The sequence below is a fragment of the Pseudomonas grimontii genome (genome assembly GCF_007858185.1).
GTDB classification, from domain to species: Bacteria; Pseudomonadota; Gammaproteobacteria; order Pseudomonadales; family Pseudomonadaceae; genus Aquipseudomonas; species Aquipseudomonas grimontii.
Map to the genome: position 1 here is coordinate 24958 of NZ_VFES01000005.1, position 15523 is coordinate 40480.

The 15523-nt window shown below is 57.3% G+C and carries 11 protein-coding genes; 5 read left to right on the plus strand and 6 right to left on the minus strand.

Annotated elements, in window-relative coordinates; genetic code table 11:
* Window positions 1-128 precede the first annotated feature (128 nt).
* Window positions 129-1586 carry a hypothetical protein gene (locus FIV39_RS10005; protein WP_090404304.1) on the minus strand — a complete coding sequence of 486 codons (1458 nt, stop codon included), beginning with the start codon at window positions 1584-1586 and terminating at the stop codon, window positions 129-131.
* Between the two features lie 287 nt (window positions 1587-1873).
* Here FIV39_RS10005 and FIV39_RS10010 point away from each other — a divergent pair, with 287 nt between their 5' ends.
* Window positions 1874-4519 carry a carbohydrate binding domain-containing protein gene (locus tag FIV39_RS10010; protein WP_090404301.1) on the plus strand — a complete coding sequence of 882 codons (2646 nt, stop codon included), beginning with the start codon at window positions 1874-1876 and terminating at the stop codon, window positions 4517-4519.
* A 205-nt stretch (window positions 4520-4724) separates the two neighbouring features.
* Window positions 4725-8045: a hypothetical protein gene (locus FIV39_RS10015; protein ID WP_090404298.1), complete on the plus strand. Its 3321-nt coding sequence runs from the start codon at window positions 4725-4727 to the stop codon at window positions 8043-8045.
* A 459-nt stretch (window positions 8046-8504) separates the two neighbouring features.
* On the opposite strand, the gene FIV39_RS10020 is transcribed toward FIV39_RS10015, so the two are convergent.
* Both FIV39_RS10020 and FIV39_RS10025 read right to left on the minus strand, forming a co-directional pair.
* On the minus strand, window positions 8505-9455 hold the full coding sequence (locus FIV39_RS10020) for an alpha-E domain-containing protein (protein WP_090404295.1): 951 nt from the start codon (window positions 9453-9455) through the stop codon (window positions 8505-8507).
* Window positions 9456-9457: 2 nt separating this feature from the next.
* Window positions 9458-10867: a circularly permuted type 2 ATP-grasp protein gene (locus FIV39_RS10025; RefSeq protein ID WP_090404291.1), complete on the minus strand. Its 1410-nt coding sequence runs from the start codon at window positions 10865-10867 to the stop codon at window positions 9458-9460.
* 376 nt (window positions 10868-11243) lie between these two features.
* On the opposite strand from FIV39_RS10025, the gene FIV39_RS10030 reads away from it, so the two are divergent.
* From FIV39_RS10030 to FIV39_RS33340, 3 genes are all read left to right on the plus strand, one after another.
* Entirely contained in the window at window positions 11244-11789 is a 546-nt protein-coding gene (locus FIV39_RS10030) for a hypothetical protein (protein WP_090404289.1), read from the plus strand.
* Between the two features lie 72 nt (window positions 11790-11861).
* Window positions 11862-12074 (plus strand): hypothetical protein, encoded by a 213-nt coding sequence (locus FIV39_RS10035; RefSeq protein ID WP_090404287.1) that lies wholly within the window; start codon window positions 11862-11864, stop codon window positions 12072-12074.
* Between the two features lie 11 nt (window positions 12075-12085).
* Complete coding sequence (locus FIV39_RS33340) at window positions 12086-12220, plus strand: hypothetical protein (protein ID WP_261384637.1); 135 nt, start codon at window positions 12086-12088, stop codon at window positions 12218-12220.
* Window positions 12221-12376: 156 nt separating this feature from the next.
* On the opposite strand, the gene FIV39_RS10040 is transcribed toward FIV39_RS33340, so the two are convergent.
* The 3 genes from FIV39_RS10040 to FIV39_RS10050 are packed head-to-tail and all read right to left on the minus strand — an operon-like array spanning window position 12377 to window position 15348.
* Window positions 12377-13618 (minus strand): EAL domain-containing response regulator, encoded by a 1242-nt coding sequence (locus tag FIV39_RS10040; RefSeq protein WP_090404284.1) that lies wholly within the window; start codon window positions 13616-13618, stop codon window positions 12377-12379.
* Between the two features lie 9 nt (window positions 13619-13627).
* Window positions 13628-14014, minus strand: coding sequence for a response regulator (locus FIV39_RS10045; protein WP_090404276.1), 387 nt, complete (start codon window positions 14012-14014; stop codon window positions 13628-13630).
* On the minus strand, window positions 13999-15348 hold the full coding sequence (locus FIV39_RS10050; protein ID WP_090404274.1) for a sensor histidine kinase: 1350 nt from the start codon (window positions 15346-15348) through the stop codon (window positions 13999-14001). Before FIV39_RS10050 ends, FIV39_RS10045 begins: the two co-directional genes overlap by 16 nt.
* Between the last annotated feature and the right edge of the window lie 175 nt (window positions 15349-15523).

The window sequence follows — 15523 nt, forward strand, 5'->3', positions numbered from 1 at the left end:
GGTAGAAAGTTGTCACGCTTCACAGGAAATGTTCCTGCGCTTGGGGGTATCAAACACCGTTAAGCAAGGGCTTGACTACTGTCATAATTGACAGGTTGCGACAGGCGGTCTGCGTGCAAATCCAGCGATCAGGAACCTTGCAGGATTTGCACTCGACGGCGCAGCGACTCGTTTAAATCCACGGAGCGAGCCCTGATGGAGGCGGACTCGGATTCGTACACGAAATACAGATCGGGGGCATACCCCACGAACGGTTCCATATCCGTACCGTTGAGCGCCCACTGAATCGGCTGCCCGTCGGACCAGAACGTCCCCACCGGTTTCGTTACGCTAAAGAGGATGATTTCGTTGAGCGACTTCACGTAACGCAGGATCAACGTGAGGGTGTCCGTAGGTTTTCGCCAGTCGTACCAGGGAATATTCACGACCATGGATTTTTCTATGATGGCAATGTCTTCTGGGTGTTTTTCGAAATAAGGTGCCTCCAGTCGAACGACCGACCCGACGACTTCAGCGAAGGTCTTCTTCGAAATTTGGGTGACCAGATCGTCTGCGCGGATCAACTCATAGCTGATCTCCACCCAACCACCGGCCGCAGCACGGACTTTGCTGTAGGGCACTTCGTGATAAGTCGCGGTGCCGGCTCGGGTGATCGTTTCGATTCGTCGATGCACCACCTCACCCCCTAGTGGTGGGTAGGCCTTGAAGGTGATGACATACCAATCGCCCGTTCGCCCGATGGTCGCAGGGGAGTACATGCCAATCCTCAAATTGGCGCCTGAAAGCCTTTCGATGTCGATATAACCCGGTTGATCTTCAGACTGGATGAACGGGCCATCACGTTGTGCGCTGTCAAGTGCCACCAATATTCTGGTGCTCTTGGACCTTGGTGTTGAGGCGTTACCGACGAGGTCGACAATGTAGAACCCCACCAGTAAACCATCACTATCACCGCCTTTAGTAATCTGGGCGTGATTAATGACGATAAGGGTTGCCTGGCCGACGCCTGCCACTTGTTGAACGATGGTCAGGCTGCCACATTGGAAGTAGATGCGGTCCCTGGGATGCATGTTCGGGTAAGGCTGGATAATTACGCTGACCCCTTTAGCCGCGTCGGGCGGATAAACCTCCAGGGTCGAGAGTGCGTACTTGAGTTCCGAGTGACCCGGTTCGAATTGATCCGTATCTTCACCCGCGGGCAGATCGGTTTTTACCAGCACGCTCAGGGGGTAGGAGGCCTCGTAGTCATCGTCGCTGCCTTTATAGTTCACCACGTAACCCAGGCGTTGCTCTCCCTGCATCAGTTTTTCTCGTGGAATGGAAAAGAAATAGCTGTTGTTGTGTTCTTCTCCGGCCTGCACCTGCTTGAAAGCCAAGAACGTCATGTCAGGCATCAAGACGATGCTGATGATATCGCCACGACTTGCAAACCAACTGTTGTCCACTCGGACCGTCAGGCCGGATCTCATCAGCCAGGCGGGAATCCCTCCGTCGTAACCATGGACGTTGTTGGTCATACCTGGGATCGACAGGCGAGGAAGCTGATTGGGCTGCCCTGGGGAGGTCTTGGCGCCATCAGAGCTCATGCTCTTTTTCTCCTCAACAAGTCCTTGAACGTGGGCGTTTACCGCTGATAAAGGTTTAGGTGTCTGAGTCGGTATCAAATACCAAGGTTTTCGTGCTGGCTACTGTCAGAATTCACAGGTAGCGATAGACGGTCACATGTATTTTCGGTGCCACCTCGACATTAAGTCCATCGCGCTACCACTGGTCGCTACCTGTTAATTCTGACAGTAGCCAACATTCACTGGCCGGGTGTCTGATTTCCTTCAAGCTCATGCCCAACGCGCATGGCGAAGCCGAGGAAACCCGCATGGTCAAGCGTCGCGCGCGCCGTCCCAGTCCGCTCTCCTATCTGCCGCCGGTGGACATTCCGCTGATGCAACCGCCGATTGCGGGAGATGTTGAGAACGCCGACGGGGGGATTGGGGTGTCGCATACCTTGCGGCCGCTGGTGGTGCATATCGACAGGCCCGCAAACACACCCGAGGGAACGTTCTTCGAGCTTTTCTGGGGGCCTGGCAATCCGGTTGCGTTCAACCTGATCCGTGAAGGTGACCAGAACCTGACCCGCATCCCCTTCACCGTGCCCTTCGACAGTATTCGCGAACCCTGGGCGGGTCCGGTGTACGTCATGGTTATTCGGTGCGACGAAGACGATTCCCAAACCAAACCCTTGCGTTTACGGGTAAACCTGCAGCATCCGGGCGGACAAGACCCCAACCCCGCACCCGGAAACCAACGCCTGGTGTTTGAGTTGCCGGACGATGTGAGGCTTGGCGGGGTCAGCGCTGATCGGGCCAAGCAGGGCGTGGAGGTGCTTATCAGGCATTGGCTGAACATGGCCGCCTATGACCTGCTCATTCTGGTTTGGGGCTCGGTGCGAATTGAGCGGTTGATCCAGCCCGGTGAAGTAGGCCGGGACATCAAGTGCATGCTGGACGAGGACGCGATCAAGGAAGCCGGGGACAGCGATTTGCTGCCGGTTGCGTTCCAGGTCCGCGGGCCGACCGGCAATTACCCCGATCCCTGGGCACCCTGGTCGACCACCTCGCTGGTGTCGGTCTACCTGGCGACCGACCGCCTGGATGCGCCTTGGGTACAGACACCTGAGACCGACCGCGAAATCGATCTCGAAAAACTGGGCACTCGGGACGTGCAAATCGGCATGACTGTCGGGAGCACCGATGCTCGCGTGTACAGCCATATTTTTCTGTACTGGAACGGGGTAAATGCCCAGGGCAGTTCGGTTTCCTACTTTGAAGATCGGCAAGTGGCAGGCGCCAAAGGCTATTTTTTTAATATCGACAATGCCCTGGTAACCGCGATCGCCCAAGGCAGCGCCGTGGTGTATTACGAGTTGAAAGGCGATGGCTTACCTGACAAGCGCTCGCATAACCGTTACATCACGGTGATTGGCGAGATCATCACATGGCCTGCACCGACAGTGGACCAGGCCATGGAGGGGGATCTGGACCCAGGCTTGCCGCTGATTACCATCCGCTTCCCGGCGCAGACCAGTTGGGCCAGCACCGACAGGGTGCAAGTGACCATCCTCGCCAGCGACGTCGACGGCACTGTCGATTATACGGCAGGTCGGTTAGTGGGCCAGATCGCACCCGGCGGACAAGTGGCGTTCGACGTGCCGGGTACTGAGCTCAAACGTTTTGACGGACGTGCTATCGAGGTGTTCTACAGCGTGACCCGTGGCAACGAACGACCTCAGGAGTCCTTGCGCCGGGTGTACCAGGTACAGATACCGCATGAGTTGCCTGTTCCCAAGCTGATCCAGGCCACGGGTTCAGGTACTTTGGTGAACCTGGCACCAATGAATGCGCAGGACGGCGCCACGGTAGAGGTGCGTTTTTTGATGTACACCACTGACAGCATCAAGATCACGATGACGGGGACTGCGGGCGCTGGCTCGCCGGTCATTGCCGCCAAGCCCGGGTCGACCAGTGGCGTGGTGACGTTTGATATTCCCAAGGAAGCGATAGCAGCCAATATCGGCAATACCAACAAGACGTTTACCCTCAAATACGAGGTGACCAATGGGGATGTTGTTCGGCCCTCGGTGGTATTGAAGGTGACGGTGACGCCGATACCTGCCAGTGAGTTGGCAAAGACGCTGATCCGAATTAATGAGGCCGGCCCAGCTAGCAGGGTGCTAGATCTATGGACCACTATAGCTAACCGTACACTGCGAGTCGGTACCTGGCCCTTTATTACGTCCGGTAAACCGGTATGGATGGAATTAAGAGGTTTCAAGGCGAATGGTACGGCGCATAACCTCCCGGTTTGGAATGGTGGTGGCGCGCAAACTAACCCTACCTGGCTAAGTCGGGGGTGGTGGGAGTACGCTATTAGCTATTTGTCATACTTGAGAGAGTTAGGGGATAACACGAAACTGGAACTGCATTTCAAAGCAGCTTTAGGCTCTGACATAACTGCGGCTAATGCCATTATTTTCCCCGTGGTGGAATATACAGTGCAAAGCTCGTGGCGCGATTCAATCACTGACTTTGAAGATGGAACTACCGACGGCTGGGCGCTTGGCGAAGGGGGGGGCAGTGGGAACGTAATTAACGGATATATTGAGTTTTTGACACCTAATGCTAAGAATGATGGCTGCGTTCTAACAAAAAACTTCAGATTTGAGGCGAGGCGTACGTACGAGTTCTCCTTTGATGTGATGAACATTACCCCAGAAGTTTCAAATGTAGACCTGTGGTTAAGTGTTTACCTGCTTTATACATCAACTCCTCCTTATTATCTTATCTTTGGCGGGCTTAGAGTTCCAAGGACGGGTAGGTGGTACACGTTTAGCGGCCAAATTCGCGACTCTCAAGCCGGTGTATATCCTATTGCAATTTTTAATTCAGGACCTCTTGGTGGCGGTGACTATAGCGAAGGCGGTAACGACTTTCGCATAGATAATATAACGCTGCGCCGCTTGTAAGGAGTATCGCTGTGTCGAAGTGCGGTGAATATGGGGGGGCAGTACAGATCAGGTATGTATTTTCGGTGCAACCTCGACATTAAGCCCATCGCGCTACCACTGGTCGCTACCTGTTAATTCTGACAGTAGCCAACATTCACTGGTTGGGTGTCTGATTTCCTTCAAGCTCATGCCCAACGCGCATGGCGAAGCCGAGGAAACCCGCATGGACAAGCGTCGCGCGCGCCGTCCCCGTCCGCTCTCCTATCTGCCGCCGGTGGACATTCCGCTGATGCAACCGCCGATTGCGGGAGATGTTGAGAACGCCGACGGGGGGATTGGGGTGTCGCATACCTTGCGGCCGCTGGTGGTGCATATCGACAGGCCCGCAAACACACCCGAGGGAACGTTCTTCGAGCTTTTCTGGGGGCCTGGCAATCCGGTTGCGTTCAACCTGATCCGTGAGGGCGACCAGAACCTGACCCGCATCCCCTTCACCGTGCCCTTCGACAGTATTCGCGAACCCTGGGCCAGTCCGGTGTACGTCCTGGTTATTCGGTGCGACGAAGACGATTCCCAAACCAAACCCTTGCGTTTACGGGTAAACCTGCAGCATCCGGGCGGACAAGACCCCAACCCCGCACCCGGAAACCAACGCTTGGTGTTTGAGTTGCCGGACGATGTGAGGCTTGGCGGGGTCAGCGCTGATCGGGCCAAGCAGGGCGTGGAGGTGCTTATCAGGCATTGGCTGAACATGGCCGCCTATGACCTGCTCATTCTGGTTTGGGGCTCGGTGCGAATTGAGCGGTTGATCCAGCCCGGTGAAGTAGGCCGGGACATCAAGTGCATGCTGGACGAGGACGCGATCAAGGAAGCCGGGGACAGCGATTTGCTGCCGGTTGCGTTCCAGGTCCGCGGGCCGACCGGCAATTACCCCGATCCCTGGGCACCCTGGTCGACCACCTCGCTGGTGTCGGTCTACCTGGCGACCGACCGCCTGGATGCGCCTTGGGTACAGACACCTGAGACCGACCGCGAAATCGATCTCGAAAAACTGGGCACTCGGGACGTGCAAATCGGCATGACTGTCGGGAGCAACGATGCTCGCGTGTACAGCCATATTTTTCTGTACTGGAACGGGGTAAATGCCCAGGGCAGTTCGGTTTCCTACTTTGAAGATCGGCAAGTGGCAGGCGCCAAAGGCTATTTTTTTAATATCGACAATGCCCTGGTAACCGCGATCGCCCAAGGCAGCGCCGTGGTGTATTACGAGTTGAAAGGCGATGGCTTACCTGACAAGCGCTCGCATAACCGTTACATCACGGTGATTGGCGAGATCGTCACATGGCCTGCACCGACAGTGGATCAGGCCCTGGAAGGGGATCTGGACTCAGGCTTGCCGCTGATTACCATCCGCTTCCTGGCGCAGACCAGTTGGGCCAGCACCGACAGGGTGCAAGTGACCATCCTCGCCAGCGACGTCGGCGGCACTGTCGATTATGCGGCAGTTCGGTTAGTGGGCCAGATCGCACCCGACGGACAGGTGACGTTCGACGTGCCGGGTACTGAGCTCAAGCGTTTTGACGGACGTGCTATCGAGGTCTTCTACAGCGTGGGCCGTGGTAACGAACGACCTCAGGAGTCCTTGCGCCGGGTGTACCAGGTACAGATACCGCATGAGTTGCCTGTTCCCAAGCTGATCCAGGCCACGGGTTCCGGTACTTCAGTGAACCTGGCATCAATGAGTGCGCAGGACGGCGCCACGGTAGAGGTGCGTTTTTTAATGCACACCACCGACAGCATCAAGATCACGATGACGGGGACTGCGGGCGCTGGCTCGCCGGTCATTGCAGCCAAGCCCGGGTCGACCAATGGCGTGGTGACGTTTGAAATTCCCAAGGACGCGATTGCCGCGAACATTGGAAATACCAACAAGACGTTTACCCTCAAATATGAGGTGACCCGTGGGGATGTTGTTCGGCCCTCGGTGGTATTGACGGTGACGGTGACGCCAATACCTGCCAGTGAGTTGGCAAAAACGCTGATCCGAATTAATGAGGCAAACCAAACTACTAAAGTACTGGATCTGTCGAGCAGCACGGCGAACCGCACACTGCGAATCGGTACCTGGCCCTTTATTACGTCCGGTAAACAGGTATGGATGGAATTAAGAGGTTTCAAGGCGAATGGTACGGCGCATAATTTCCGGGTTTGGAATGGTGGTAGCAAGCAAACTAATTCTACCTGGCTAAGTCAGGAATATTGGCAGAATGCCATTGGTTATGCGTCATACTTGAAAGAGTTGGGGCACAACAAAAAATTGACGCTGCATTTCAAAGCTGCTTTGCGTGCTGGCATAACGGAGGCTGACGCCATTGTTTTTCCAGTAGTGGAGTACACCGTTAACACACTGCCAGTTGAGTTTCCGGCGCCCAAGTTGACCCAGGCAACTGGTTCTGGAGCAGTGGTGACGCTTGCGCCGATGAGTGCCTTAAACGGCGGTACAGTGGAAGTCAGGTTTTCGCCGATGGACCCCACCGACAGCATCAAGATCATCATGGTGGGGACTGCGGGCGCAGGCTCGCCAGCCATTGCCGCCAAGCCTGGGCTGACCGCTGGCGTGGTGACGTTTGATATCCCTAAGGACGCAATTGCCGCGAACATTGGAAATACCAACAAGACCATTACCCTCAAATATGAGGTGACCCGTGCGGGTGTTGTTCGGCCCTCGGCGATATTGACGGTGACGGTGACACCCATTCCCCGATCCAGCCTTCCGTATCCGTTGATTAATAATATTGCTCATAACGGAACGTTGGATGTGCCTAACTTACCCTCTAACGCAAGATTGACCATTGCAAAATGGCCCCTTCAGTATTCAGGTATGAAAATCTGGCTGACATATCGCTGTAGCGGTGCGAGTCCAAATCCAAACGTGGTCTGGACGGGACAGCAGCATCATACTGACGCAGGGCTCCAATATGATGCTCCCATCGCTTGGCTGAATACTTGCCCGCACGGCAATGAGGTGTGGATTGATTTTAAAGTGGCGTATGATCCAAATGCCAGCGAGGCAGGAGCTGTAAGCTTTCCAACGACGATCTACCCAGTTAAAAACTTCGAAACCGTTGACAGTACCGACTTCAGCAATGGAAGAAATAACTGGGCTAACTACATTTTTGGTAACGGTACAGTTGTTAGCGATGGTCCCGCAATATACTGGCGTGGTACCGGTACGGGGCAGAATCCGTGTGGCTTATTAAAATATTTTGACTATGGCCGTTTAGTCGTGGCACACCCATATAGAATTACTTTTGACTTTGCTAGCACTACTAACGAAGGCTGTCTTGTTTCGATAAGAACTGTAGGTACCACGGTCTATCAGTGGACTAAATTAAATGGTGGCAGTTCTTGGGCAACTCACTCTTTCGATTTTTCCCCAAAGGTAGACTCAAATAGTCGTCGCCTGCTGATTGAAATCATGAATTACCCGGCTGGGGGTGTCACATCTTTTTCTATTGACAATATAAAAATAATTAAGCTGTGATTGTCTGTTTTGGCGAAGGTGTGCGTATTTGAGCAATCGAAAAATGCGCACAACTAAATACCTGTACCTAACGATATCGCACCCTTGTCCGTATGTGGGTTGTATTTCATATTTCAGTGCGACTTTATAGTTATTAGGATAAATACCTCTTATATTCTTGTAGATACGAGAGCTCGTATTTCCGGTAAAAAAACCAATATTAAGTTGGCAACATTCTCCGTATTAGGGATCAAAGGTAGAGCGTGTGGGCGATGGGCGCGAGAAATACGACATCGGGGGAAAGGTACTGAGATTGCCGTTGGTCAACAACGTAGGGGTAGGCAGCGACGGACTCGAGTGTCAATTCAGATATAGTCCGCCACCTTTCCTCATGCCGGGAAGGCCTTTCACCTCCCCGACAGAAGAACACCACACGAGCACGGTGATTCAAGGGAATGGACAGTTAAACAACCATCCCTCTCAAACCACCTCCAAATAAGAGCTATGTATCGCCCCCGCCAACTCCCTCACCGTCTCAATAAACTCCGTCAACCGACTATGCAACCCATCCTCCAGAATCTCATCAATCCCCGTATACCTTAGCCGCGCTTCAAACTCCGCCGCCAACCGCTGCGCCGTGCGCCCATAACTGCCCGGCAGGTCCGCAAGGATATGGCTCAACTCCTCGATACACGCATGCAACGAACGCGGTACATCACTGCGTAGCAACAGCAACTCAGACACCGACCGCGCATTCAGCGCATTCGGATACAGCTCGGTATATGCCTCGAACGACGACAACGCGCGGAGCAGGGCGCTCCACTGGTAGTAACCGCGTGCAGACAGGTCGCTGACTTCTTCGGACTCTTCACCAAACATCTCGTAGCGGGCGTCGAGCAGACGCAAGGTGTTATCTGCACGCTCAACAAACGTGCCCAGGCGTATAAACCGATAGGCGTCATTGCGCATGATGGTGCCCGAGGTCGCGCCGCGGAACAGGTGCGAGCGCTGCTTGACCCAGTCACAGAAGTGGCTGATGCCGTGCCGTGCCAGGCCGCCGGCGGCGATGCTGCGCATTTCCAGCCAGGTGGCGTTGAGGTTTTCCCACATGTCGGCGGTGATGCGCCCGCGCACCGCATGGGCATTGCCCCGGGCGGCGCGCAGGCAGTTGTAGATGCTGGCCGGGTTTTCTTCGTCGAGGGCGAAGAAGTGCAGCATGCGCTCGGCATCCAGGGTTTGGTGGCGCTCAAGGTAACTGTCCAGGGTGCCGCTGCTGAGCAGCGACATGGCCAGTTCGTCGAGGCCATCGCTGCGTCCGGACTGGGGCATCAGCGACAGCGAATAACTGACTTCGAGCATGCGCGCCAGGTTCTCGGCGCGTTCCAGGTAGCGTGACATCCAATACAGATCTGCGGCGGTTCTACTCAACATACTCAGCCCTCCACCACCCAGGTGTCCTTGGTTCCGCCGCCTTGCGACGAGTTGACGATCAACGAGCCCTCACGCAATGCCACCCGCGTCAGGCCGCCGGGCACCAGGCGGGTTTCCTTGCCCGAGAGCACAAAGGGTCGCAGGTCGATATGCCGAGGGGCGATGCCGTTTTCGACAAAGGTGGGGCAGGTGGACAGGCTCAGGGTCGGTTGGGCGATATAGGCATGGGGGCGGGCCTTGATGCGTTGGCGGAAGTCCTCGATCTCGGCGGCGGTGGACGCGGGGCCGACCAGCATGCCGTAGCCGCCGGAGCCTTGGGTTTCCTTGACCACCAATTCGGCCAGGTTGGCCAGCACGTGGGACAGTTCATCCGGCTTGCGACACTGGAAAGTCGGCACGTTTTGCAGGATCGGCTCTTCATCCAGGTAAAACTTGATCATCGCCGGCACATAGGGATAGATCGATTTATCGTCGGCCACGCCGGTGCCGATGGCGTTGGCCAGCACCACATTGCCGGCGCAGTAGGCCGCGACCAGCCCCGGCACGCCGAGCATCGAGTCGGGGTTGAACGCCTGCGGGTCGAGGAATGCATCGTCGATGCGCCGGTAGATCACGTCCACGGCCTTGGGACCGTCGGTGGTGCGCATGAAGACCTTGAGGTCGTGCACGAACAGGTCGGCACCTTCCACCAGTTCCACGCCCATTTCCCGCGCCAGGAACGCATGTTCAAAGAACGCGCTGTTGAAGCGCCCAGGCGTCAGCACCACCACATTGGGGTTGTCCAGGCGGCTGGAACTTTTGAGGGTCTTGAGCAGCAGGTTGGGGTAGTGGTCCACCGGGGCGATGCGTTGCTTGGCGAACACTTCGGGGAACAGGCGCATCATCATCTTGCGGTCTTCGAGCATGTAGCTCACGCCGCTGGGGGTACGCAGGTTGTCTTCAAGCACGTAGTAGGTGCCGTCGCCGTCGCGTACCAGGTCCACCCCGGAAATATGCGAATAAATATCGCGGTGCAGGTCGAGGCCGACCATGGCCTTCTGATAACCCTCGTTGCCCAGCACCTGGTCCGCCGGAATGATCCCGGCCTTGATGATGCGCTGGTCGTGGTAGATGTCGGCGAGGAACATGTTCAGCGCATTGACGCGCTGGATACAGCCACGTTCGATCACGCTCCATTCACTGGCGGGGATGCTGCGGGGGATGATGTCGAAGGGGATCAGGCGCTCGGTGTCTTGCTCGTCGCCATAGAGGGTGAAGGTGATCCCGGCGCGATGGAACAGCAAATCGGCTTCGCGGCGACGCTGGGCCAGCAGTTCCGGCGGCGTGTTGGCCAGCCAGCGGGAGAAGTCCTGATAGTGCGCACGGCACACGCCGTTTGCGTCATTCATTTCGTCAAAGAAAGATCGAGCCATTCCAGTACCTTGTCAGTGCCGAGGATAGCCTTGGGTGGCACTGCCGCTTTAAAAAACGCATTTTTTTATGAGCCCGTGGCTGATGGTGCCACCGGGCCTGGTCCTTACTTTCTTATGGGGTCGGCTCTGGGTCGGGGGGTAACGAATGTTCCTGTATTCGGGCAGATGAATGGATAAAGCAATGCGTGTGCCGGAATGGGCATACAGCACTGATTTGCCCTTGTGGCGAGCGGGTTCGCGACAAAAACCAGCCTGAGATGACAAGGCTGCTCACCATAAAGGCGCGGATTGCGCACCGCGATGGTGCGCGAACAAACTTGAACTTCGCCCCAGCCCGATTCTTCTAATAGGTCTCAGCCCAGCACGGAGCACGGATGTGCCCAGAATCATTTCACCCGACACCCCGGAAGCGAACCTGACCGACCACAGCGAGCACAACGCCAAGATCTTCGGCTCGCCCAAGGATCGCCTCGACTTCTACCGTCGCGAAATCCAGTACGAAACCTCGATCCTGGCCAACCGCACCGACGCCTACCTCACGGCGCAGTCGTTCCTGGTGATCGCCTTTGTCTCCGGCATGGGCAACCTCAACCCCGAGTGGGGCAAATTGTTTACCCTGGTGGTGCCGACATTCCTTGCGGCGCTGGGGATTCTCAGTTCCCTGAACGCCTGGCCCGGCATCCGCGCGGCCTATGACATCATTGATCACTGGCACTTCAAACAGAGCGAACTGCTACGCAGCGAGCCGGTGATGGGCATGGCCTACGATGAGTCGCCGTTGTTTTCCGAGATGGAGTCGTCACACAAGGGCTACCGCAAATCCTTGCTGTTCTCCATGCGCGCGCCGTGGCTGTTCATGGTGTTCTGGGTGCTGCTTGCCGCCTACGCGTTTTACATCCAGGTCGATAACCCAGGCTCTTAAGCAATTTGAACTTCATGCCTCTGCGCGGGACCTTAGCTTTACGCAGGTTGCGTTTTTCAACAGAGGTGACCCATGAGCACAGACAACGATCCCCAAGTCAGCGACCGTAACGATCCGGCGATTGACGGAGGCGAACCGGCCCCAGGCACGGCGGCCGATGCGCCCAAAGACCCGAAACCTGCCGCTGACCCCAAGGCCAAGGAAAACGACTACAGTCCAGACTTCAAGCCCGAGCGCGAGCCCAAGCCTGAAACCGATGCCGATATCGATACCCAAGGTGGTTAGAGGAAACGGTCATGTCTAAAGAACTGGAAGAAGAACTCAACGATCCGGGCAATGAAGATCCGGGCTCGCTGATGGATGATGCACAAGTGCCGCTCCACGAGCTGGACGACGCAGCGGATGTGGGCAATACAGAAAAGCCCGATTGATCCCCCCGTAGCAGCTGCCGAGGCTTGGCGAGGCTGCGTCGGCGGCGCACCTGACACACCGCAAACGCAGCCTCGCCAAGGCTCGGCAGCTGCTACGGGCATGAACGGCGCTTGGAATGAAAACTCATTTATTAGGTATGCACCTCCCGCCGACGCTCACCGCTCCAACAACAAGCGCTCCAGCGCTGCTGCGGATAACGGCCGGCTGAACAGATAGCCCTGGATCTGATCACAGCCGGCCTGTTTCAAAAACGCCAGTTGCGCCTGGGTTTCCACGCCCTCGGCCACCACCCGCAGGTTCAGGCTGTGGGCCAATTCGATAATGGTGCGGGTGATCGCCGCATCCTGGGGGTTGCTGGTGACTTCGCGGATGAACGCAATGTCGATCTTCAGCGTATCGATGGGGAAGCGGCGCAAGTAGGCCAGGCTTGAATAGCCGGTGCCGAAGTCATCGATGGAGATTTTTACTCCCATGGCGCGCAGGCGCTGCAGGCTGGCGATGGTGTGCTGGGTGTTTTCCATCAGCGAGCCTTCGGTCAGCTCCACTTCCAGCCAGTGCGATTGCACCCCGGTCTGTTCGAGGATGTGCGCGATATCGGCAATCAGGTCGCCCTCGATCAACTGATGGCCGGAGACGTTCACCGACACCTCGATGGCTCCGATTTCACTGCGCTGCCACGCCGCAATCTGTCGGCACACGCTGTCGATCACCCAACGGCCCACCATCACGATCAGGCCCAGGCTCTCCAAGATGGGCACGAACACCGCCGGGGATACCGCGCCATAGCCGGGCCGCTCCCAGCGCAGCAGGGCTTCGAGGGCGCAGATCCCGCCGCTGGACAGCTCCACCTTGGGTTGGTAATGCAGGGTGAACTCACCGCGCTCAACCGCTTGGCGCAGTGCCTGTTCGAGGTCCTGGCGGGCCAGGTCGTGCACGTTCATTCGTGCGTTATCGCTGGTGTGCTGTTGCAACTGTTGTTCAAGCAACTGGCTATGGCGCATCAACTGATCGCCATGGGCCTTGAGCCGCAGCAGGTTACGCACCCGCAGCCATAACTCCACGCGCTCCACCGGTTTGCTGATGAACTCCTCTGCGCCGGTTTCCAGCCCGGTCACCCGTGCGCTCGATTCACTGAGGGCCGACAGCATGATGATCGGAATGCTCGCCGTGGCCAGGTTGCCCTTGAGCTGGCTGGCCACTTCATAGCCGTCCATGCCCGGCATCATGATGTCCAGCAGGATCAGGTCAGGTGGCTGCTTGGCCACCAGTTGCAAGGCTTCTTCGCCACTGCCGGCACTCAGGGTCTGGTAGCCCTCGTGTTGCAACAGGGTCTCCAGCAGCTTGCGAACCTGGGGTTCGTCATCAACGATCAACAGCGTTGCGGGTTGGCTGGCCATGGAGAGGACTCATCTGAGGGGTGAGATGGTGGTGTGTTGCAGCAGCGTGTCGATCACTTGGTACAGCTCTTTGTAGCGCAACGGCTTGCTGATGTAGGCATCGCAACCGGCCAACCGGGTCTTTTCACGGTCTTCCTTCATGGCCATCGCGGTGAGGGCAATCACCGGGATATGTGCGGTGTGCGGGTCCTGCTTGAGTAGCGCGGTAGCGGCGAGGCCATCCATGCCCGGCAGCTGGATGTCCATCAGGATCAACGCCGGTTGGGCTTCACGGGCCAGGGTCAGGCCGCTTTCGGCGTCGGCGGCCCACACCACCGTGTGGCCGGCGTTGACCAGCAGCAGCCGGGCCAGGCGCATATTGGCCTCGTTGTCTTCGACAATCAGGATGTGGGCCATGCAGCCTCCGTGGCCCGATGGAGCGGCAGCCACACCACAAACCGAGCGCCCAGGCCTTCACGGCTGGCCACCGCGACACTGCCCTCGTGCAGATCGGCCAGTTGCTTGACCATCGCCAGGCCCAGCCCGGTGCCTTCGAATTTGCGCGCCAGGCTGCTGTCGATCTGGCTGAAGGCCTTGAACAACTTGCCCATGTCGTCCTCGGCGATACCGATGCCGGTGTTGCTGACGCTCAATTCGAGAAACTGCTGGTGAGCGCTGGGTTGCAGGGCGAACCCGTGCATCGGCCAGTCGCCTGGCACGCGCCCGACCTGTTCGCGGGCCACCTGGCGCACCGCCAGGGTCACGGAACTGCCGTGTTCGCTGAACTTCACCGCATTGGCCAGCAGGTTGTAGATGATCTGCTTGGTCTTGCGCAGGTCCAGCGCCAGCGTGCCGAAGTCGCCCTGGCTTTCGAGCTTCAACTGGATGCGTTGCAGCGCGGCTTTTTCGCGCACGATCAACAGGCTGTTGGCAAGCAACCCTGCGAGCTCCACGGCCTCCAGTTCCAGGTCCATCATCCCGGCTTCGACCTTGGACAGGTCGAGGATGTCGTTGATCAGCGACAGCAAGTGCTGGCCGCTGGTGAAGATGTCGCCGATGTACTCGCGCTGGATCTCGCTCATGTCGCCCACCAGCCCGTCCTTCAACGCTTCGGAAAAACCGATCACCGCATTCAGTGGCGTGCGCAGTTCGTGGGACATGGTGGCAAGGAATTCGGACTTCATATGGCTGGCATGTTCCAGCTCCAGGTTCTTTTCCTCCAGCGCGCGCTCAAAGCCTTTGCGCTCGGCTTCTTCCTGTTTGCGCGCGGTGTTGTCGGTGCCGATCAACAGGTAGCCGATGATGGTGTCATGCCGGTTGCGCAGCGCCGTCACCGAGACCATGGCCGACAGGCGGCTGCCGTCCTTGCGGATATAGGTCAGCTCGTAAATATCTTCGATGCCGCGGGAGGCCTTGAACACCAGGGCTTCGAAGCCTGGCGTGATCGGTGTGTCGAGTTCCTGGCTGAGGGCGGCGGCGCGGGTGATCAGTTCGGCGGGGTCGGAAATGTCGGCGGGGGTGATGCGGTTGAGGACGTCGTCGGCGGCATACCCGAGCATGCGTTCTGCGCCGACATTGAAGATCTGGATCACACCTTTTTCATCGGTAGCGATGCTGGAGAAGTAGGCGCTGTTGAAGATCGCGTCTTGCAGGGCACCGGTTTTCAGCAGGGTTTTCTGGCGTTTGAATTCGACGATTTTTTCGGCCCGCGATTGGGCTTCGGGCGGGGATCCAGTAGCGGGTTTGTCCATGGCGGTGTTTCCAGGCAGATCAGGCCCGACCGTGTCGACGACAGGGCCGCAGAGCATGCTCACAGAAAATCGCGTGGACGCGATGAGGAGGAGATGAGGTCCCCGGACAATAGCAGATACCGCCCACGGCGCGGTACGAATACACTCAAACGAATGTACGCCGGCAAAGGGCGGC